This window comes from Caballeronia choica (assembly GCF_001544535.1).
GTDB classification, from domain to species: domain Bacteria; phylum Pseudomonadota; class Gammaproteobacteria; order Burkholderiales; family Burkholderiaceae; genus Caballeronia; species Caballeronia choica.
The window spans coordinates 1-21,021 of the sequence record NZ_FCON02000011.1; the positions used below are offsets into that span (position 1 = coordinate 1).

Consider the following 21,021-nt stretch of genomic DNA (forward strand, 5'->3'; position numbering starts at 1 on the left):
TTTCTTTGCAGCAGCAAAGAAAGTGAGTCCCGCCCCGGACAGGGGCAGAGCAAATAAACCAAAAACAAAACAAGTTCCATGGAAGCCTGAGCGCATCAAACGGTGTAACCCAAACCCCAACCCCAACCCCGACCCCGAGCGCCAGCGGATCACATCGAGCGCCTGACGAACGGCGTCTCCGGGGTCGGATAACCCGCGTGCGTAAACGTCTCCACGATCGCGCGATTCGTGTCGAAATACACCTGCCAATAGTCATTCGTACTGGTGTACGGACGCACGGCAAGCAGCGGCCCTTCAGGCGTGAACGACAGTATCTCGACGTCCGGCGGCGGCGTCTCGGCGACATTCGGAATCTGCGCGAGCGCAGCCTTGAGCCGCGAGATCGCATCGAGCGGATTGACGCCGTTCGCGATCTTCGCCGTCAGTTCGACGCGCCGGTACGGCAGCAGGCTGTAGTTCGAAATCGTGTCGGAGAAAATCTTGTTGTTGCCGACGATGGTCGCCACGTTGTCCGGCGTCGTGATCATCGTGCCGAACAGGCCGAGTTCAACGACCGTGCCGGTCACGCCACCCGCCGTGACGAAATCGCCGACCTTGAACGGCCGCAGCACCTGCATGAAGATGCCCGCCGCGAAGTGCGCAAGCAGGCCGCCCCACGCCGCGCCGATGGCAAGGCCGAGACCCGCGAGCAGCGCGGCGAACGACGTGGTCTGAACGCCAAAGATCTGCAGGATCGCAAGTATGAGGAACAGGTTCAGCAGCGCGCCGAGGATCGACCCGAGATAATGCGCGAGCGTCGGATCGACGCGGCCGCCTCTCGACAGGATCTTGCGCATCGCGCCGGTCACGACGCCAATCAACCAGCGCCCGATTATCCACAGCGCGATCGCCGCGACGATGTTGATCGCGATGTCGACGCCCCGCGTCATGATGAAAACGCGCACGGTTTCCAGATTCATATTTTTCTCGCTTGAACGCGCTGATCGGAAGGACTTGCCGGATGCCTCGTGAGTTATAGGCGAGAGGCCGCGTGACTGCAAGAAACGTGAACGGTTGCCTTCAGGTCCAGTCGTTGGACGAATCGTCGAGGTCGGGCAGCGTGAGTCCGGTCGATGGCAGCGGCAACGCGGTCTTGTAGCGCACCTGCTTCAGCGCGAAGCTGGAGCGGATATTCGATACGCCCGGAATCTTCGTCAGCCGATCGAGAATGAAGCGTTCGAGTGCCATCACATCGGGCACGACGACGCGCAGCAGATAGTCCGCGTCACCCGTCATCAGGTAGCACTCCATCACCTCGGGCCGCATGCTGATCGCTTCTTCGAAGCGGCGCAGCGCGTCCTCGACCTGCTTTTCGAGGCTGACCTGAATGAACACGTTGATGCGCAAGCCGAGCACTTCCGGATTGAGCAGCGTGACATGCTGCTTGAAAAGCCCGGCCTTTTCGAGCGCGCGCACGCGGTTGAAGCATGGTGTCGCCGAGAGATTCACCGCGCGTGCCAGTTCGGCGTTGGTGATGCGGGCGTTCTGCTGAAGCTGGTTGAGGATACCGATGTCGATCCGGTCGAGGCGCTGCCTGGTCGATGACGTCATAGTCGAAATATTCCATGGATGGTCCGCTATCAGGAATAAATACACTATCCGCCACGCCATATCCAGGCAAATGAGACGCATATTCTGCGCGGCGATGGCTATGCTGTGTCGATCGCCTTGAACCTCCTGCGGAGTCGCACCATGACGGATTTAGCCAGCGGAACCACTCAGATCGTATCGATAGCCAAGGGTCGCGAAGACAGCGATCCGCAGGAAACGGCCGAATGGCTCGACGCGCTCGATGCGGTGGTGACGCATGTCGGCAAGGAGCGCGCGCAGTATCTGTTCGACCGGCTTTCGGACCATGCGCTGTCGGTCGGCGTGGAATCGGCGCGTGCGCGCATCACGCCTTACCGGAACACGATCGGCGTCGCGCAGCAGCCGCCGTATCCCGGCAATCTCGACATCGAAGAGAGGCTCGCCGCCGTGCTGCGCTGGAACGCGCTCGCGATGGTCGTGCGCGCGAACCGCGCGTATGGCGAACTCGGCGGGCATATTGCGAGCTATGCGTCGGCGGCCGATCTGTTCGAAGTCGGCTTCAACCATTTCTTCCGTGCAACCGGGGCCGACGGGCACGGCGGCGACCTCGTGTATTTCCAGCCGCACTCGTCGCCTGGTGTCTATGCGCGCGCTTATCTGGAAGGCTTTCTCGACGAGGCGCATCTGCGCCACTATCGTCGTGAGATTGCGGGGCCGGGGCTGTGTTCGTATCCGCATCCGTGGCTGATGCCGGACTTCTGGCAGTTTCCGACCGGCTCGATGGGCATCGGTCCGATCAACTCGATTTATCAGGCGCGCTTCATGCGCTATCTGCAGAATCGCGGGCTGCAAAAGACCGATGGACGCAAGGTCTGGGGCTTCTTCGGCGACGGCGAGATGGACGAGCCGGAATCGATCGGCGCGTTGTCGCTGGCAGCGCGCGAGCAACTCGACAACCTCGTGTTCGTCATCAATTGCAACCTGCAGCGGCTCGATGGCCCGGTGCGCAGCAACGGGCGCATCGTCGATGAACTGGAGGCGCAGTTCACCGGCGCCGGCTGGAACGTAATCAAGGTGCTGTGGGGCTCGGACTGGGACGCGCTGTTCGCGAGCGACCGCACGGGCGCGTTGCTGCGCGCGTTCGCGCACACGGTCGACGGCCAGTTCCAGACCTTCTCGGCCAACGACGGCCGGTACAACCGCGAGCGTTTCTTCGGCCAGAATCCCGAGCTTGCCGCGCTTGCCTCGCATCTCTCCGATGAGGACATCGACCGCTTGCGGCGCGGCGGACACGACGTGAGGAAACTGCACGCGGCGTACGCGGCGGCGCTTGCCCACAAGGGTCAGCCGACCGTGATCCTCGCGAAGACGATGAAGGGCTTCGGCATGGGCACGGGCGGGCAGGGCAGGATGACCACGCACCAGCAAAAGAAGCTCGATTTCGACGACCTGAAAACGTTCCGCGACCGCTTCCGCCTGCCGCTGTCGGACGCCGATGTCGAGCAGCTCAAGTTCTACAAGCCCGCCGACGACAGCCCCGAAATGCAGTACCTTCACGCCCGCCGCGCCGCGCTCGGCGGGTATCTGCCGCGTCGTCGCCGCGTCGCGTCACAAGGGCTCGCCGTGCCGCCGATGCAGGGCTGGGCGCAGTTCGCCATCGAATCGAACGGCAAGGAGATGTCGTCGACGATGGCGATCGTGCGCATGCTCGGCAGCCTCATGAAGGACGCGCAACTCGGGCCGCGCATCGTGCCGGTCGTCGCGGACGAGGCGCGCACCTTCGGCATGGCGAACCTGTTCCGGCAGGTCGGCATCTATTCGCCGCTCGGGCAGTTGTACGAGCCGGAGGACATGGGCTCGATGCTTTGCTACCGCGAGGACACGCGCGGACAGATCCTCGAAGAAGGCATCTCGGAGGCAGGCGCCGTCTCCTCGTGGATCGCGGCCGCGACGTCCTACAGCGTGCACGACCTGCCGATGCTGCCGTTCTACATCTACTACTCGATGTTCGGTTTCCAGCGCATCGGCGACATCATCTGGGCCGCCGCCGACCAGCGTGCGCGCGGCTTCCTGATCGGCGCGACGGCGGGCAAGACGACGCTCGGCGGCGAGGGCCTGCAGCATCAGGACGGCAGCAGCCATCTCGTGGCATCGACGATTCCGAACTGCCGCGCCTACGATCCCGCGTTTGCGTATGAAGTCGCGGCGATCGTCGATGAAGGCATGCGGGAGATGGTCGAGCGTCAGCGCGACGTGTTCTATTACCTGACCGTGATGAACGAGAACTACGCGCATCCGTCGGCGCCGGGCGGCAATCTCGACGATGCATCGGTGCGTGCGGGCATTCTCAAGGGCATGTATCGGCTTTCATCTGATCGTGCCGATAGTGCGCAGGTCCAGTTGCTCGGCGCGGGCGCGATCCTCGGTGAAGTGATCGCGGCGCAAAAGCTGCTCGCGGAAGACTGGAACATCGACGCCGCCGTGTGGAGCGTGACGAGTTTCACCGAGTTGCATCGCGATGGCGCGGCGTCGGAGCGCATGGCGCGCCTCGCCGGCGATGCGGACGAGCCGTTCGTCAGGTCGGCACTTGCATCGACGCAAGGCCCCGTGATCGCCACGACCGACTACGTGCGCGCCGTGCCCGAGTTGATCCGCGCCTACGTGCCGCGCCGCTACGTGACGCTCGGCACCGACGGGTTCGGACGCAGTGACACGCGCCAGTCGCTGCGCGAGTTCTTCGAGGTCGATCGTGCGTCGATCGTGATCGCCGCTTTGAAGGCGCTCGCGGATGAGGGTGTGGTCGACGTTGCCGTTGTGAAGAGTGCGCGCGAGCGCTATGGCAAGGTGTTGGTGGATGCGCCGTGGGCGCGTTAGGCTGTCTTTGCATCGTTTGATCCTGGCGCATCAAACGGTGCTAACAACAACCCCTAATGATCCGGCGCACCCGCAAGAATCCACGTGATCACGGTTTTCAGATCGTCATCGCTGATCCCGGGATTCGGCGGCATCGCGACTTGCCCCCAGACGCCGGTGCCGCCATTGCGTACCTTGGCGAACAATTTATCCGGCGCGCCAGCATCGCCCTTGTACTTCTTCGCGACGTCCCGATACGACGGCCCCACGACAGGCGAAGCCACCGCGTGGCACGCGAGGCAGTTGTTCTTCTGCAGAATGTCCTTGATGGCCGCGGCATCGGCGGCGAACGCGGCTGCGGGTGCGGTGCTTGCGAAGAGCAGCGCGGCGCAAATCAGCGAACGTGTCGACATCGGTTCATCTCACGACCTTGTCGGCCGGCGCGGCGCTCGCGGGAATCGCGCGGCTACGAAATCCAAGCGACGCGTTGGCTTTTAAACCCTGGTAACGCAGGCACGTCACGCGCAGGAACGACGCGAAGTTCGTCGTCTCGCCGAGATGTTGCGTGATCTCTTCGTGAAGCTTGGCGATCAGTTGGTTGGTGGTCATGTCGTTGTCGGCGGCGAGTTCGGACAGTGTCTGCCAGAAGAGGTTTTCGAGCCGGATCGTGGTCGTCACGCCGCTGATGCGCATCGAGCGGCTGCGACACTCGTAAAGTATCGGATCGGTTTGCGCATAGATCTTGCACATTGGATGACTCCTCGTGATGAGCGTCGGACCGGCACGCATGGCCGGCCCGACGCTGCGTTCAGATGTTGCGGCGGCGCATCTGGTCGGCGATGTAGTCGGACTGCCGGATCGCGAGCGTCACGATCGTGAGCGTCGGGTTCTCGGCGGCGCCCGTCGTGAACTGGCTGCCATCCGAGATGAACAGGTTCTTCACGTCGAACGTCTGCCCGTACTTGTTGCAGACGCCGTCGCGCGCGTTCGCGGCCATCCGGCACGTGCCGAGGTTGTGCGTCGACGGATATGGCGGCGTGCGCAGCGTCTTTGTCGCGCCAGCCGCCATATAGACCGCTTCGCCCTGCTGGTACGCGTGATTGCGCATGGCGATGTCGTTCGGGTGATCGTCGTAGTTGACGTTCGCCACCGGCAGGCCGAGCTTGTCCTTCACGTCGTGATTGAGCGTGACGCGGTTCGACTCGCGCGGCATGTCCTCGCCGACAATCCACATGCCCGCGAGATTCGCGTAGTTGTCGAGGTAGTAGGTGAAGTCCGGACCCCACGCCCCGGGGTTCAGGAACGCAGCAGCGAACGGCAGGCCGAGCGAGATCGTCTCCATTTCATAGCCGCCGGCGAAGCCGCGCTTCGGATTGAATTCCGCCTCGTCCGTGATGATGCCTGCCATCACCGTGCCGCGATAGAAATGCACCGGGTCCTTGAACACGCCGTAAACCGAACCGGTCGTATGCCGCATGTAGTTGCGGCCGACCTGTCCCGAACTGTTGGCAAGCCCGTTCGGATGTTTCGGCGACTCCGACAGCAGCAACAGCCGCGGCGTCTCGATCGAATTGCCCGCGACGCACACGACCCGCGCGCGCTGGCGCTGCTGCTTGCCGTCGGCGTCCGTATAGACGACGCTGCTCGCCTTGCCCGCCGCATTGGTCTCGATGCGCATCACGTGCGATTCGGGGCGCAGGTCGAGCTTGCCGGTGGACTCGGCGGCGGGAATCTCGGTGTAGAGCGTCGACCATTTCGCGCCCGACTTGCAGCCCTGGAAGCAAAAGCCCAGTTGCATGCAGCGCCCACGGCCCGCGCGCGGCTGGCTGTTGATCCCCATGTGCCCGGTGTTGCAGTTCTTGTAGCCGACTTTCATCGCGCCGTCGTACAGGACCTTGAAGTTGTTGTTGCCCGGCAAACCCGGAACGCCGTTGGTGCGCGTCACGCCGATCTTGTCCTCGGCGCGCGCGTAGTACGGTTCGAGATCGGCTAGCGTGAGCGGCCAGTCCTTGAGATTCGCGCCGTCGATGGCGCCGTACGTGGTGCGCGCCTTGAACTCGTGTTCGTGAATCCGCAGCGATGCGCCCGCCCAGTGCGTCGTCGTGCCGCCGACGGTCTTGCAGATCCACGCGGGCAACTCGGGGAAGTCCTTCGCGACGCGCCACGTGCCCGACGTCGTGCGCTTGTCGGTCCAGGCAAGCTGTCCGAACGATTTCCATTCATCGTTGATGAAGGTCGCGGACGACTGGCGCTTGCCGGCCTCCAGCACCACGACCTTCACGCCTTTCTGACACAGTTCGTTCGCAAGCGTGCCGCCGCCCGCGCCCGAGCCGACGATCACGACGACGGAGTCGTCGTCATAGTCGAACTTGGCCATCTCTGCCTCCTCGGCTTATGTTGAGAGCAATCGCGTCAGGCGGCGACCGGCGGACTCGCGTCGGCGGGCGGATTCGGCAACCAGGTCAGGTCGTCGAAGCCGCGAAAGATGTAGCCGCCCTTGCTGAACGCCTCGCCCTGATAGCCGAAGTGCGCGTATGCCATGTCGTTGTCATAGAGCGACGTGATGCATTGACCGCGCACGAGCTGGACGAACGGATCGGTCTGGTTTGCCGTGACGATCGCCGTGCGCTGCTCGGCGCTGACGCTTGCGAACTTGCCGCCCGCTGCGTGGTCGAGCTTCGCGACGCCGGCGCTGATGAGGGCGGCGGTTTGCGGATCGGCTGCTTTCCCGTCGAGGTCTTTCGGCACGAGCGCATAGACCGCGTCGGGAAGGGTGGCGTGAGGGTAGAGCGTTCGCGAGAGCGCCATGAGCGCGTCGGCCTGAGCCTGATCGATATGGCTTAGTTCGACGGCCCACGCGTGGCTCGGCGCGAGTAGGGCAATCGGGGTGCCGGCTACCAGCAGGCCGGACAACACGGCGGAGCCTTGCAGAAAGCGCCTGCGCGCGATGCGGGGGGCGGATATATCGACAGCCGGCGTGTCTGCCAGATCCGCGATGACAGGGATGGGGAATGCCTTGGTCATGATGTCTCCTTCTATTTTATGTATTGGGGGTGCTTCGATTGCTACTTCATACGTAATGTCCCTCCCGTGAAAGCACTTCGATCTTGTAGCCGTCGGGATCGGTGATGAAGAAGAAGCGGGCCGCGGGCTGGTCACCGATGCTTAGCGACTTCAGGTCGCCTGGTTGCAGGCCTAGTGCAAGCAGCTTGTCGCGAAAGGCCTCGATGCCGTCGACGGCGAACGCAACGTGACCGTAGCCGCTGCCATGCGTGTATGGCGTGTCGGTGCCCTTGTTGAGCGTGAGTTCGATTTCGTGGCCGCTCTCAGGTTCGCGGAGATAGACGAGTGTGAAGTCGTTGAAGTCCAGACGATGCGATTCGGTCATGCCGAAGGCGCTTTGATAAAACCCGATCGATCGATCGAGATCCGCGACGCGGATCATCAGGTGGATCAGTTTTGGCATGGGACACCTCGAGTCGTAGCGTCGGGTCAGTATGCGACGTTGGCGCGGATTCGGGTAACAATCGGCTACTACCTGGGAGGGGTGAGGGCGCTGGCGCTTGGGGTTGGGGTTCGGCTGTTTACACCCGTTTGATGCGCTCAGGCTTTTATGGAACTTGTATTGGTTTTGGTTTATTAGCTCTGCCCCTGTCCGGGGCGGGACTCACTTTCTTTGCTGCTGCAAAGAAAGTAAGCAAAGAAAGCAGCTTTCCAACGCCAATCCTTGCCATGCCCCGCTAGCCCGTTCCCTCGGAGTGGTCCAACCGGGGGAGTGTCGTTAGCGGGGTTTCGTCGTTGTTGGCATGTAGAAAAGGCGCGCACGTCGCACCGCTGCGCGGAGTGGAACAGCAGTCATTCATCCGTCTTGGCACTGCGTGCCCGACGCCAGGTCTGCTAGCGGTGGTGAGTTGAAGCGTCAGCAAGCACAAAGTAGCGAGGTAGCGATGGGTTTTAGTTTTACCTGACGGGTGAGCGCGTAGCGCGAGGCTGGATGTATGACTGCTGATCCACTTTGTATAGCGGTGCGACGTGCGCGCCTCTTCTACATGCCAACAACGGGGAAACCCCGCTAAGGACACTCCCCCGGTTGGACCACTCCGAGGGAGCGGTCTGGAGGCGCATGGCAAGCATTGGCGTTGGAAAGCTGCTTTCTTTGCTTACTTTCTTTGCAGCAGCAAAGAAAGTGAGTCCCGCCCCGGACAGGGGCAGAGCAAATAAACCAAAAACAAAACAAGTTCCATAGAAGCCCAAGCGCATCAAACGGTGTAACCCCCAACCCCCAAACACCCCCAAGCGCCAGCGATCAACCCCTCCGCTTGCGCCGCCCCTCGGCATCCTCCTGCGCCAACTGTAACAACTCGGAAACCTCCTCGTCGCTCGTCTGCGAAAAGTCGATATAAAACTGCCCGACCCCGAAGAAATTACGCGGCCGCATGACGCAAACAAACTCATCCACGACGCGTTCGATCTGCGCGTCCGAATCCGCCGGCGCAACCGGCAGCGCCGCCACGATCCGCGCCGGCTTCCTCTCCCGCAATGCCATCGCCGCGGCTTTCATCGTGGCGCCGGTCGCCATGCCGTCATCCACCAGGATTGCGATGCGCCCTTCAACATCAAGCGGCCCGCGCGCCCCACGGTAAGCCGATTCGCGCCGCGCGAGTTCGTTGCGTTCGCGCGCAATCACCGCGTCAAGCTCGGCGGGACTCACGCCCGTATAGCGAACGATGTCGTCGTCGAGAAAGAACGCGCCCCCCGATGCGATCGCGCCCATCGCGAGTTCCGGCTGGATCGGCACGCCGAGCTTGCGCACGACCAGCACGTCGAGGTCGGCGTCGAGCGCGCGCGCGACCTCGAATCCAACCGGCACGCCGCCGCGCGGCAGACCGAGCACGAGCACGTCGTCGCGGCCGGCGTAAGCGCCCAGTAATCCGGCGAGCGCGCGGCCCGCGTCGACGCGATTGTCAAAGACCGATTCCATGCTGCTGTTCCATCGATGTCATCGTCGGAGACGCTTTGCCGTCTTTCAAAAGGAACCTTAGTCCGCGCCGTGCCGAATTGAAAGCGCGGTTTGCCGTTGCTACGCGCCGCCATGCCGGCCAGCGCCCGCGCTGAAGCGCGCGGCGCCATCGAGACCTTCTCCGAACACCACCGGGTAACCACCGGCGCCTTCGCGACGCAGGGCGTCGGCGGTATCGCCGACGAAGGCGTTTTCGTAGGCCGAGCGCCGGTCCGCAAGCATCGCCGCCTGCGGCAGCGCGGCTAGTTCGCAGGCTAGCGCTTCGGCCGCGGCCCGCGCGCCGCCGCGTGCGACGACACGATTCGCGAGACCGATCGCGTGCGCCTCGGCAGCATCGACGGCACGGCCGGTCAGGATCAGGTCGAGCGCGCGCGACATGCCGATCAGGCGCGGCAGGCGCACCGTGCCGCCGTCGATCAGCGGCACGCCGAAGCGCCGGCAGAACACGCCGAGAATGGCGTCTTCCTCGACCACCCGCAGATCGCACCACGCGGCAAGCTCGAGGCCGCCCGCTACCGCGTGGCCGGCAATCGCCGCGATCACCGGCTTCTGCAACTGAAGGCGAGTAGGACCCATCGGACCCGGGCCGGAACCGTCGGCGTGGATCTCGTTGCGGCGGGCGTCGTCGGAGAGTGCCGTGAGGTCGGCGCCAGCGCAGAACGTGCCGCCCGCGCCCCACAGGACGGCCACGGCGCGCGATGCGTCAGCGTCGAATTGCTCGAAGGCGGCGCGCAGGGCATCGGCGACGGTCCGGTCCACCGCGTTACGGCGCGCGGGCCGGTCGAGCACGACGGTCACGACGCGCGCGTCCTGGGGATGCGTTTCGAGCCTGACGTGGTCGCCGAAGCGGATGATGGCGGACATCGGTGCGGACATGGCCTCCTCCTTTTCAAGCTACGACAAGGATACGCGCGCACCTTGACGATGGCTTTTCGCCATCCCGGGGCACAGAAGTTCCTATTCGGTGCATGCGGGAGCCGCGTCAGACGACGTAGCACCACGATGAGGCGTCGTGGAAGATTCGAATTGGAGCGCGATGCACCATCCAAATCATCGCCGAGGTCCGCAGCGCACCGAATCGAGGCGAAAGGCACCATCGTTGGTCCGGAACTTGCAAATCAAGCCGTCTTTTTGCCACCCATCCGAACTATGCAGGCACTTCAATCCGGAACCGATACGCTTTTCCTCCTGCTGGGCGCCGCCATGGTGCTCGCGATGCACGCCGGCTTCGCGTTCCTCGAACTCGGGACCGTCCGCAAGGAAAACCAGGTCAATGCGCTCGTCAAGATCCTCGTCGATTTCGCGATCTCGACGCTGGCGTACTTCTTCATCGGCTACAACATCGCCTACGGCGTGCAGTTCATGCACGGCGCCGATGTCCTCGCCGAACATAACGGCTACGCGCTCGTGCGCTTCTTTTTCCTGCTGACCTTCGCCGCCGCGATTCCGGCGATCGTGTCGGGCGGCATCGCCGAGCGCTCGAAATTCAACCCGCAGTTGTTCGCGACGTTCGTGATCGTCGGCTTCATCTACCCGCTGCTGGAAGGCGTTGCGTGGAACGAGCGGTTCGGCGTTCAGCACTGGCTGCGCACAGCGTTCGATGCCCCGTTCCACGATTTCGCCGGCTCGGTCGTCGTGCATGCGTTCGGCGGCTGGATCGCGTTGCCTGCCGTCGTGCTGCTCGGCGCGCGCCACGGCCGCTATCACAAGGACGGACGCATCGCCGCGCATCCGCCATCGAGCATTCCGTTCCTCGCGCTCGGCGCGTGGGTGCTCGCGGTCGGCTGGTTCGGCTTCAACGTGATGAGCGCGCAAACGGTCGACAAGATCAGCGGACTCGTCGCCGTCAACTCGCTGATGGCGATGGTCGGCGGCACGCTGGCGGCCTGGTTCGCGGGACGCAACGACCCGGGCTTCACTTATAACGGGCCGCTGGCGGGGCTCGTCGCGGTCTGCGCGGGATCGGACGTGATGCACCCGCTCGGCGCGCTGATCGTGGGCGGCGTGGCGGGCGTGCTGTTCGTGCAGATGTTCACCTGCGTGCAGAACAAGTGGCGCATCGACGACGTGCTCGGCGTCTGGCCGCTGCATGGCATGTGCGGCGCGTGGGGCGGCATCGCGGCGGGTATCTTCGGGCAGAAGGCGCTGGGCGGGATCGGCGGCGTGTCGGTCTGGTCGCAGTTGATCGGCACGGCCGGAGCCATCGCGCTGGCGCTCGCGGGCGGCATGGCGGTGTATGGCGCGATCAAGTACACGGTGGGCTTGCGCCTCGATCGCGAGGACGAGTTCAACGGCGCCGATCTCGCCGTCCATCAAATCTCCTCGACGCCCGAGCGCGAAATGGCAGGCTGACCGCGCGCTTTCGAATTCTTCCCTGAGTGTTTCGCAGGGCGGGGCATTCGCGCTCGCTGTTGCGATGCGCGGCACGTCGCTTGCTGAAAGGGTCGAAAGCGGAAAGCGGTGGCATCTCTGCAACGCTCGCTCGGCCTACTCGGAGGAAACATGAAACACGGCAAGAAACTCGTCCTTTCCGCGCTGCTCGCGCTAGCCTGCGGCGCGGCGCTCGCACAGAACGGCGGCGGCAGCGCGGGCGGGCAGGGCGGCACGGGCGGCGGCAATGCGCACGGCGCGGCCACTGCCGGACCGACCGCGAACGGCGATCCCGCCTCGATGGTCACCAGCCAGAAGCCCCACAAGATGCAGAAGAAGTCAGCGACCGACACGACCAACATGCCCGGCGCCAACGCGAGCAGCGACACGAAGGGGCAGTAACGCTTGTTTTTCACCAGGGCCGTGGATGCGCTTATGATGCGCTCCACGGCCCTTGTTTTCAGTGCATCGCAACATCGCCACAACGCCGGGTCCGCGGGTGCCGATGTCGATCGACCGAGCGCCCACGGGTGCACGAAAATTCCCGCGTCCGGCATCGCCGATGCCGTGACGCGCGCGCCGGTATGATATCGACTGGACATTCCCGAGACTCGACGCTTGAATTCCACAGAGACTGCGACCTTCGACCTGCCGCTGCCCTCGCGCAACTTCGCCGAGACGCGACGCGTCCTGCTGCTCGTTCTCATCGGGTCGATCCTGATTCCGCTTGCGTGCCTCGCCGTGTATGGCTACTACGACTACCAGCGGCGCGTGTCCAATGCGGACGACCTGGTCGAGCGCGTGGTGCGCGTCGCCAACGAGCACGCGGTCAAGGTCATCGACCTGAACCAGCAGCTCGTGACGCGCATCGTCGACATGCTCGGCGAAAGTGACGACGACAGCATCGGGAGCCGCGAGGCTTCGCTGCATCGCACGCTCGATGAGATCGGCGGCGGCTTTCCGCAAGTCGCGTCGATCTCGGTCTTCGGCGTGAGCGGCGCGCTGCTCGCGAACAGCCGCTACTATCCGGTGCCGCACGTATCCGTCGCCGAGCGCGAGGACTTCCGCTCCGCCCGTGCGATGGCGCCCGTCACGTACTTCTCGCTGCCGCTACGCACGAAGGGCGCGCAATCGGATGTGTTCAACACGACGATGGGGCGCGTCTCGCACGGCGGGCAGTTTCTTGGCGCCGTGTCGATTGCGCTGAAGCGCGACTATTTCAGCGACTTCTACCGTCAACTGGCGGGGAGCGACCGGGCGCTGACCATCGGCCTCTACCGGCGCGACGGCGGGATCATGGTCCGCTATCCGCCCGAACCTGCCGGCGCGGAGCCCGCGGACGACACGCCGTTCACCAACGCGTTCCGCAACAACGATCTGTATGGTCACGTGCGCATGACGTCGACGCTCGACAAGGTGGACAAGCTGCTCGCCTACCGGCGCGTTGCCGACTACCCGCTCTATGTGGCGAGCGGTTACGCCATGACGTCGATCTTCGAGGACTGGTGGCGCAACTGCCTGCTGGTCACGGCGATTGCGCTCGTGCCGTGCGTGGTCGTGTGGCTGCTCGTCGTGTTTTCGATCCGGCGACTCAACGCCGAGCAGGCCGCGTGGGAGCGCTGGCAGGCCGAAGTGGCGATCAGGCTGTCGATCGAGGCATCGAGCCGGCAGTTGCGGCGCATGGGCGCGCTCGGCAATCTCGTCGCCAACGTCGCGCACGATTTCAACAATCTGCTGATGGTGGTCGCGTCGAACATGGAGCTCGCGCGGCGCAAGAATTTCAACGACGTGGAGAGCGAGGTGGTGGCCGTCGAGCGCGCGACTTCCGGCGCGGAATCGCTCGCGCGCCGGCTCATGAGCGTCGCGCGCAAGCAGCCGCTCAAGCAGGAACTCATCGATCCGGCCACGTGGCTGGCGGGCATCGCGGAGCTCGTGAAGTCGTCGGTGCGGGCGAACATCGTGGTGTCGATCGAGTTGTCGCCGGAATTGTGGCCCGTGATGGCCGATCCCGTCGAACTCGAACTCGCGCTCGTCAATATCGTGGTCAACGCCAGCGACGCGATGCCGCGCGGCGGGCGCGTCGTGATCCGCTGCCAGAACGTGCGCGTGAAGGCTGGCGAAACCGAACTGCCCACTGGCGAGTACGTGCTGATCTCGATCTCGGACAACGGCGAAGGCATGAGCGACGACGTCCGCCAGCGCGCGTTCGAGCCGCTCTTCACGACCAAGGTGCGCGGCGCGGGCACGGGCCTCGGGCTCGCGCAGGTGCTCGCCGCGTGCGAGCAGGCGGGCGGCACCGCGCGCATCACGAGCGTGCATGGCGCGGGAACGACCGTGCGGCTTTACCTGCCGCATCATCATGTGGCGCAGGCCGTGACGCCGGAAGTCGACGTGCCGCCCGTGCCGCCTGTGCCGCCGGCGCCGGAGCCCTTGGTCGAGGCGAACCAACAGGCACGCGGACACGAGTTGCGCGGAATGTCGGTGCTGCTGGTCGAGGACAACGCGGATGTCGCGGCGGGCGTCGCGGCGGTGCTGGAAGTGTTCGGCTGCACCGTTCATCACGAGGAAAGCGCCGACGCCGCGTTCGAATTGCTCGGCCAGGGCTACGGGTTCGACCTCGTGCTCTCCGACATCCAGATGCCCGGAAGCATGAACGGCGTCGACCTCGCGGAGCAGATCATCGAGCGGCTGCCGTCGCAAAAGGTCGTGCTGATGACCGGCTACGCCGACGAACTCGAACGCGCCAGGCATCTCGGCGTGACCATTCTGGCGAAACCGTTCGAGATGGAAGAACTCCGGGAACTGGTGGCGCCCGGCGTCGCGCAGTGATCCCCTATCCGCAATAACGACCGGCGCCTGATTTATCCGGTATCCACGCGCGGGAAGGAACGGCGCGTGCGTGCATCCCCTCCTGCAAGAGACGTTCAGTCACGGCTCGCCGTCGCATTCAAGCCCATCGCACCTGCCGCGCAAACGCGCAACGCCCCATGCAGAGCGGCTTCGCGTGTACGAAACGCGGCGTATATGCGTCGCTGGCGGATGTGCAAGAGCGGGTGTCGGCTGCGTAGTCTTGCTAAGGAATGTCCGGGACGCTGCATCCGCGAGGCGCGCCGCAGGTAAAAAGGCGCGCGTCGAAATGAATCGCTGCCGGACCAAGGTGAACGACTGTGTGAAAAATCAGGGAGACACGCAGTGAGAAAGCCGAAACTGGCCTATGCGAAGGGCATTCATCACGCCGCGCCGCGCACCACGCCGCCAACCGAGCAGGACTTCGAAATCTACGCGTCGTATCAGGTCAATGCGGCGGGCTTATATATCGGCACGCTGAAGGTCGTGCGCAAGACCGATGGGCGCCTGTTGTTTCCGTTTGCCGGCGCGCCGGTCATCGGTCCGTTCCCGACGCGGCAGGAGGCCCGCAACGCGGCGGACGCCTACGGCAGCAAGATCGTCGCGGGAGACATCGTCAACCCGGAGACGTGACGCGAAAATCAGCGCGCACGCTCAGGACGACGGCCGCTTCACGTCAGCCACCGGCATCATGCCGCCTATCGGCGCGGTTTCATCGACGGTCGTGCGTCCGCCGTCCTTGAAGAACGCCTGCTCCGCGGCCTTGTTGAGCACGAGGATGCTGATGCGCCGGTTGGTCGGCTCGTCGGCGACTTCCTTGTTGAGCGGCAGGACATCGGCCAGGCCTCGCACCTGCAGGATCTTGTTCTCCTTCATCCCGCCGGCCACCAGCGCGCGCCGCGCGGCATTGGCGCGCTCGCCCGAAAGCTCCCAGTTCGAATAGCCGGTCTGGCCACCCGAGTAGGGCACCGCGTCGGTATGCCCCGCGATGGACACGCGATTATCGACGTCGTTGAGCGACGCACCGATCTGCGAAAGAATCGTCGTCACGTAGCCTTCGAGGCGCGAACTGCCGGACGCGAACATCGGCCGCTTCAGTGAATCGACGATCTCGATGCGCAAGCCCTCGCTCGTGATCGCGATGCGGATCTGGTCCTTGAACGCCCGCAACGCCGGTGTGTTCTCGATCAGCGCGGTCAGCTTCTGCTTGAGTTGCTGCAAGCGCTGGCTGTCTTCGGTGGAGACGGCTGCGCGCGTGATCGAAGGCGGCACCGGCTGTGTCTGGCTCTTGTTGGCTTCGCCCGGACGCGAGCTGGAGAGATCGCGCCCGCCGCCTTCGATCACGCTGGTATGCGCGGCGCCGCTGCCGTCCTTGCCGCCGAATACGGCAGCAAGCGGCGTGTTGAAGTATTCCTCGATGCCCTGCTTGTCGTATTTCGAAGTCGATCCGAGCAGCCACATCAGGAGGAAGAAGGCCATCATCGCCGTGACGAAGTCGGCGTAGGCGATCTTCCAGGCGCCGCCATGATGCCCGCCGTGACCGCCGCCCTTTTTCTTGCGGCGCACGACGACGGTCGGCGCAAGCACGGATTGCAGCGGATCGCGTGAAGGATTGTCAGCCATGTTCTATTCCGTCAGGTCTCGGGATCACGCCGACTTCGGCATCTTGGTGGCGCGCACGGCGTCGTCGAGTTCCTTGAAGCTCGGACGATCGGCGGTGAAGAGCACCTTACGGCCGAACTCGACGGCGAGCGTCGGCGCGTAGCCGTTCATCGACGCGAGCAGTACCGACTTCACGCACTGATACGGCTTCGCTTCGGCCTGACCTTTCGCGTTGAGCAGGTCGGCGAGCGGGCCGATGAAGCCGTAAGCGAGCAGGATGCCGAGGAACGTGCCGACGAGCGCGCCCGCGATCATTTCGCCAAGCACGGCCGGCGCGGCGCCGACGGAGCCCATCGTATGCACGACGCCCATCACCGCCGCGACGATGCCGAATGCCGGCAGGCCGTCGGCCATCTTCTGGATCGCGTTCGCGGCCACCGACGCTTCCGCATGATGGGTCTCCAGTTCCTCGTCCATCAGGTCCTGCATTTCAAGCGCGTTCACGTTGCCGCTCGACATCATGCGCAGATAGTCGACGATGAAGTCGAGCAGATGATGATCGTTCATCACATGGTCGTACTTCTGGAAGAGCGGGCTCGCTTCGGGCGCATCCACGTCCGCTTCGAGCGCCATCATGCCTTCCTTGCGCGCCTTCTGGAGCAGTTCGTAAAGCAGCGCGATCAGCGAGAGGTATTTTTCCTTCGTGTAGCCGCCGCCCTTGAACGCGGTCGGCAGCGCCTTGAGCGTTTTCTTGAGCGTGGCGGTCGGGTTCGACACCACGAACGCGCCGAGCGCTGCGCCGAAGATGCACAGCAACTCGAACGGCTGCACGAGCGCGGCCAGATGACCGCCGACACCGATAAAACTTCCGATCACCGAACCAATGACCACCACCCAACCGATTGCGACAAACATGTTTTCTCCGCGAGAGTCAGGGGCTTCGCGACCGTGCTGTTTTGTTGTCCTGCCGGGCATGCACGGCGCGCGAAGCCGTCTTTGCTCTTAACGGCCTGGTTAACCAGAGATTTAGGGCGGTAGAAAACAATCTTTTGTGCAAGCGTTTGCGAGGTAATTCTTACGATGTCATGCCGGGTGCTTCGTCGAGAAAGCCGGTCATGGAGACGATGCGTTCCTCTTCGTCGACGGTTCCGAAGTCGGTTCCCTTGACGATCGGCTGACCCTGCGGCGTGCGCAGTTCCCAACTGAAGCGCAGATGATTCGCCACGCCGTCGACATCCGTCGTGCGGCGAAACGTGTGCGCCGGAAAGCGCTCGTGAACCGCGCGGATCATCGCGTCGATGCCCGCGTGGCCGTCGCCGCGCAACAGTGGATCGAGGTAACAGGCGTTCGCCGCGTAGGTCTCGCGGATCAGCGTCGCGCGGCGCTCGTCGTCGGTGGCGTTCCATGCATCGAAGTAGCGGTCGATCAGGGCATCGCGGGAATGGGCTTGACTGCTCATGGCTGGCTCCTTTTAGCAAAGTGGCGCAGTGCTCTTCTGGCTGCTGCGTGACTGCACTATCGGCGAGCGGCGTTTGCCTGTCGATTACGTCGGAGGTAATGGAAAGCGCGGGGCCTTCGTCTATGATCGGCTTCATGAACTCGACCCTTGCACATGCCGCGCCGCGGCTGCCCGTCGGCGTCTTGCTGCGCGAATGGCGGCAGCGACGAAGAATGAGCCAGCTCGATCTCGCAGGCGAAGCCGAAGTCTCGACGCGCCATCTGAGCTTTGTCGAATCGGGCCGCTCGGTGCCCAGCCGGGAGATGCTGATGCGCCTCGCCGAACAACTCGACGTGCCGCTGCGCGAACGCAACACGCTGCTCGTCGCGGCGGGTTACGCGCCGCTCTACCGCGAGCGCAGTCTCGCCGATCCGCAGCTATCGGCGGCGCGGCGGGCCGTCGAACTGGTGCTGAAGGGACACGAGCCGTATCCGGCGCTCGCGGTCGACCGGCACTGGACGATGGTGTCCGCCAATGCCGCTGTCGGGCCGCTCGTCGCGCTCGCCGATCCTTCGTTGCTCGAGGGGCCGGTGAACGTACTGCGTTTGAGCCTGCATCCGAAGGGGCTTGCTCACGCGATCGTCAACTGGCACGAGTGGCGCGCGCATCTGCTTGCGCGCGTCAGGCGCCAGGTCGAAGTCTCCGCCGATGCGACGCTCGGCGCGCTGCTGCTGGAACTGGAGGCGTATCCGGCGCCCGCGCATGCCGGACCGCCGGGGCATGGCGAGATCGACGCGGTGGTCGTGCCGTTCCAGCTTCGCACGCCGTCGGGCGTGCTGTCGTTCTTCAGCACGACGACCGTGTTCGGCACGCCGGTCGATATCACGCTGTCGGAACTCGCGATCGAGGCGTTCTTTCCCGCCGATTCGCAAACCGCCGACGCGCTGCGGCTGATTGTCGGTGCGTGATGCACGATGCGTGAAGGCCGTGGCGGCTGGCAAAATTGAACCTGCGGCGAACGCGCCGATCAATGGAACAAGGCTTGCTGACAAAAAGCTGGCAGTTCACATCATTCATCAACCAGAGGCTAAGAGCGATGATCCAGACATTCGAGCAAACCATCGGCGGCCAGCCGATGCAGTTTTGCGCCAGCATCGCGGACGGCGGCGGTCCGCAGCGCGTGATCATCAGCCGCGCGGATTCAGCCGAGACGCTCGTGATCGTCGATGCAACCGGCATCATCGGGGCGATCAAGGCGGAAATGGAAGCGCCGCAGAGCTTCGTCGCCGATGCGGTGCGCAAGGCGCAGCAGGAAGCGCTGATCGAGCGCGCGCTCGAAACCGGCGAGGTGCAGACGACGAGTCTCTAGACGCTGGCTGCTTGGGCACGGCAGACGCGCCCGTCCGCGATGGCGGGCGTTTTGTCGTGCGTCGCGCATGGTGCCTGCCGGTGCAATGCCCGTCTAGGAATCGGGACCGTCGGGCAGGTCCGGGTCGTCGGGATTCGGCGCGGCGTCGGGGTCGAGCAACTCGTCCGGATCGGGATCGAGCGGCGTCGTGGCGGGATCGGGTGGCGATGACATGGTGGGTATCCTCCGGCTGCCTGCGGACCGTGGCTGCTCCAAACATGCTATCACCGCGGGGCGGGGAGTGGTCCTGCGGGAGCTGACCGTTAATACTGGGGTTTCGCCGCTGCATTCACCACAACTCAACCCCTCTCACACGCGCCTTTCGCCGGCGACGGTCCCGTTCATTCTGGCTGCTCCGACGCCCGTCCACGCGAGCGTCCCGGCTCCTCCACCCGCGCCGCGTTGCGCACATACCGCGCGGTCAACGCGCCGCAAATCAGCAACGCCACCGAAATCCCCGCCGACCACTGCACCCCCGCGACGATATGCGCCGTTTCCGTCGCACCCCCGCCGTGGGCCGCGAGCGCGCCGAACGCCGCCACGCCGATCGCCCCGGCCGACTGCCGCGCCGTGTTGAGCACCGCCGATGCCGTCCCCGCCCGCTCCTGCGCGACGGCGCCGAGCACGGCGGTCGTCATCGCGGGGACGGCGAGGCCCATGCCGGCCGGAATCAGCAGGAACGGGAGCAGCAGCGCGGCCGTGGGCGTCGATGGCCCGACGAAGATGAGCGCGGCGAACCCGGCGGCGTCGAGCAGGGCGCCCGCGATCATCGGCCCGCGCGAGCCGAAACGCGCCACCACGGGTCCGCTCGCCAGATTCGAGAGCAGGAAGCCGCCAGTCAGCGGCAGGAAAGCGAGGCCGGTCTGCAACGGCGTGTGGCCGAGCACGCGCTGCAAGTACAGGCTCAGTACGAACACCATCCCGTAGTAGGTCAGGTTCGCGAACACGCCGAACGCGACGGCCGCGCTGAACGTGGGGTCGGCGAAGAGCGAAAGCGGCAGCATCGGCGCCGCGCTCTTGCGCTCGACGGCGATAAAGAGCGCCCCCGCGACGACCGCGAGCACGGTCCCGCCGATCACGAGCGGATGCATGATGCCAAGCGGCCGCAACTCGATCATCGCGCCGACGAACGACGTCAGCGCGACGACCGCCAGCATCTGCCCGGGCAGATCGATGCCGCGCGCGCTCTCGGACTGTCGCTTATCGGCGATCCATGCGTAAGTCGCGGCGATCCCTGCGGCGCAAATCGGCAGGTTGACCCAGAAAATCGCACGCCAGCCGAACGCCGCGATCAACATTCCGCCGACGATCGGCCCCGCCGCGATCGACACCGCGCCTGCCGCCGTCCATATCCCGACCGCGTGCGCGCGCAGGCGCCGGTCGTCGCCGCACGACTGGTTGAGAAGCGCGAGCGAGTTCGGCAGCATCGCCGCCGCGCCGACGCCCTGCAATGCGCGGGCGCCGATCAACTGCGGCGCGCCGGTTGCGAACGCGCAGCCGAGCGACGCGAGCGCGAAGAGCGCGAGGCCCGCCACGAACAGACGCCGCGCGCCGAAACGGTCGCCGAGCACGCCCGCCGACAGCATCAGCGCCGCGAACGCGAGCGCGTAGGAATCGACGGTCCATTGCAGGTTGGCGAGGCTCGCGTGCAGGTCATGCCCGATGCTCGCGAGCGCGACGTTGACGATCGACACATCGAGCTGGGAGACGACGAAGCCCACGCTGGTCGCGCCGACGATCAGCAAGTGGCGCGGGCTCAACGCGAGGGAGGAGGAGGTGGGGTTCGAGTTCATGCAGACATCGTAGGCGGGTGCCGCGTTCGATGTTTCGGGCTGGCGTGAAACGTGGCTGCATGCACGCGGCGAAAAAATGGCGTGTCCGTGGACACGCCATTTCATTCAACTGATGAAAACT

The 21,021-nt window shown here is 64.6% G+C and carries 20 protein-coding genes; 7 read left to right on the top strand and 13 right to left on the bottom strand.

What is annotated here, in order from left to right; all coding sequences use genetic code 11:
* Window positions 1–149: 149 nt before the first annotated feature.
* Together AWB68_RS07090 and AWB68_RS07095 are read right to left on the bottom strand one after the other, a co-directional pair.
* A complete protein-coding gene (locus AWB68_RS07090) occupies window positions 150–959 on the bottom strand; it encodes a mechanosensitive ion channel family protein (RefSeq protein WP_087643644.1) in 810 nt (269 codons plus the stop codon).
* 100 nt (window positions 960–1,059) lie between these two features.
* Window positions 1,060–1,590 carry an Lrp/AsnC family transcriptional regulator gene (locus AWB68_RS07095; protein WP_087643645.1) on the bottom strand — a complete coding sequence of 177 codons (531 nt, stop codon included), beginning with the start codon at window positions 1,588–1,590 and terminating at the stop codon, window positions 1,060–1,062.
* Between the two features lie 141 nt (window positions 1,591–1,731).
* Here AWB68_RS07095 and mdeB point away from each other — a divergent pair, with 141 nt between their 5' ends.
* On the top strand, window positions 1,732–4,443 hold the full coding sequence (mdeB, locus tag AWB68_RS07100) for an alpha-ketoglutarate dehydrogenase (RefSeq protein WP_087643744.1): 2,712 nt from the start codon (window positions 1,732–1,734) through the stop codon (window positions 4,441–4,443).
* A 53-nt stretch (window positions 4,444–4,496) separates the two neighbouring features.
* Here mdeB and AWB68_RS07105 read toward each other — a convergent pair whose 3' ends face one another.
* From AWB68_RS07105 to AWB68_RS07135, 7 genes are all read right to left on the bottom strand, one after another.
* Entirely contained in the window at window positions 4,497–4,835 is a 339-nt protein-coding gene (locus AWB68_RS07105; protein ID WP_087643646.1) for a c-type cytochrome, read from the bottom strand.
* 4 nt (window positions 4,836–4,839) lie between these two features.
* On the bottom strand, window positions 4,840–5,172 hold the full coding sequence (locus tag AWB68_RS07110) for a ribbon-helix-helix domain-containing protein (RefSeq protein WP_087643647.1): 333 nt from the start codon (window positions 5,170–5,172) through the stop codon (window positions 4,840–4,842).
* A 58-nt stretch (window positions 5,173–5,230) separates the two neighbouring features.
* Window positions 5,231–6,799, bottom strand: coding sequence for a GMC family oxidoreductase (locus AWB68_RS07115; protein ID WP_087643648.1), 1,569 nt, complete (start codon window positions 6,797–6,799; stop codon window positions 5,231–5,233).
* Window positions 6,800–6,834: 35 nt separating this feature from the next.
* Entirely contained in the window at window positions 6,835–7,446 is a 612-nt protein-coding gene (locus AWB68_RS07120) for a twin-arginine translocation signal domain-containing protein (RefSeq protein ID WP_125482891.1), read from the bottom strand.
* Window positions 7,447–7,492: 46 nt separating this feature from the next.
* Complete coding sequence (locus AWB68_RS07125) at window positions 7,493–7,888, bottom strand: VOC family protein (protein ID WP_087643649.1); 396 nt, start codon at window positions 7,886–7,888, stop codon at window positions 7,493–7,495.
* Window positions 7,889–8,728: 840 nt separating this feature from the next.
* Window positions 8,729–9,403: a phosphoribosyltransferase gene (locus tag AWB68_RS07130; protein WP_087643650.1), complete on the bottom strand. Its 675-nt coding sequence runs from the start codon at window positions 9,401–9,403 to the stop codon at window positions 8,729–8,731.
* Between the two features lie 99 nt (window positions 9,404–9,502).
* Window positions 9,503–10,318 carry a crotonase/enoyl-CoA hydratase family protein gene (locus AWB68_RS07135; protein ID WP_087643651.1) on the bottom strand — a complete coding sequence of 272 codons (816 nt, stop codon included), beginning with the start codon at window positions 10,316–10,318 and terminating at the stop codon, window positions 9,503–9,505.
* A 273-nt stretch (window positions 10,319–10,591) separates the two neighbouring features.
* Here AWB68_RS07135 and AWB68_RS07140 point away from each other — a divergent pair, with 273 nt between their 5' ends.
* From AWB68_RS07140 to AWB68_RS07155, 4 genes are all read left to right on the top strand, one after another.
* On the top strand, window positions 10,592–11,794 hold the full coding sequence (locus AWB68_RS07140) for an ammonium transporter (protein WP_087643652.1): 1,203 nt from the start codon (window positions 10,592–10,594) through the stop codon (window positions 11,792–11,794).
* Window positions 11,795–11,944: 150 nt separating this feature from the next.
* Window positions 11,945–12,214, top strand: coding sequence for a hypothetical protein (locus tag AWB68_RS07145; protein ID WP_087643653.1), 270 nt, complete (start codon window positions 11,945–11,947; stop codon window positions 12,212–12,214).
* A gap of 216 nt (window positions 12,215–12,430) precedes the next feature.
* Window positions 12,431–14,641 carry a hybrid sensor histidine kinase/response regulator family protein gene (locus AWB68_RS07150; protein WP_087643654.1) on the top strand — a complete coding sequence of 737 codons (2,211 nt, stop codon included), beginning with the start codon at window positions 12,431–12,433 and terminating at the stop codon, window positions 14,639–14,641.
* 363 nt (window positions 14,642–15,004) lie between these two features.
* On the top strand, window positions 15,005–15,292 hold the full coding sequence (locus AWB68_RS07155) for a DUF6723 family protein (RefSeq protein ID WP_327382079.1): 288 nt from the start codon (window positions 15,005–15,007) through the stop codon (window positions 15,290–15,292).
* Between the two features lie 21 nt (window positions 15,293–15,313).
* Here AWB68_RS07155 and motB read toward each other — a convergent pair whose 3' ends face one another.
* From motB to AWB68_RS07170, 3 genes are all read right to left on the bottom strand, one after another.
* Complete coding sequence (gene motB / locus AWB68_RS07160) at window positions 15,314–16,282, bottom strand: flagellar motor protein MotB (RefSeq protein ID WP_087643655.1); 969 nt, start codon at window positions 16,280–16,282, stop codon at window positions 15,314–15,316.
* Window positions 16,283–16,306: 24 nt separating this feature from the next.
* Window positions 16,307–17,176 (bottom strand): flagellar motor stator protein MotA, encoded by an 870-nt coding sequence (gene motA, locus AWB68_RS07165; RefSeq protein ID WP_087643656.1) that lies wholly within the window; start codon window positions 17,174–17,176, stop codon window positions 16,307–16,309.
* Window positions 17,177–17,336: 160 nt separating this feature from the next.
* Window positions 17,337–17,720: a nuclear transport factor 2 family protein gene (locus AWB68_RS07170; protein ID WP_087643657.1), complete on the bottom strand. Its 384-nt coding sequence runs from the start codon at window positions 17,718–17,720 to the stop codon at window positions 17,337–17,339.
* A 134-nt stretch (window positions 17,721–17,854) separates the two neighbouring features.
* Here AWB68_RS07170 and AWB68_RS07175 point away from each other — a divergent pair, with 134 nt between their 5' ends.
* Entirely contained in the window at window positions 17,855–18,667 is an 813-nt protein-coding gene (locus AWB68_RS07175) for a helix-turn-helix domain-containing protein (protein ID WP_087643747.1), read from the top strand.
* Between the two features lie 128 nt (window positions 18,668–18,795).
* The gene (locus AWB68_RS07180) at window positions 18,796–19,068 is read left to right on the top strand and encodes a hypothetical protein (RefSeq protein WP_087643748.1); all 273 of its coding nucleotides are present in this window, start codon (window positions 18,796–18,798) and stop codon (window positions 19,066–19,068) included.
* Window positions 19,069–19,448: 380 nt separating this feature from the next.
* Here AWB68_RS07180 and AWB68_RS07185 read toward each other — a convergent pair whose 3' ends face one another.
* Window positions 19,449–20,900: an MFS transporter gene (locus AWB68_RS07185; protein ID WP_087643658.1), complete on the bottom strand. Its 1,452-nt coding sequence runs from the start codon at window positions 20,898–20,900 to the stop codon at window positions 19,449–19,451.
* Window positions 20,901–21,021: the final 121 nt, after the last annotated feature.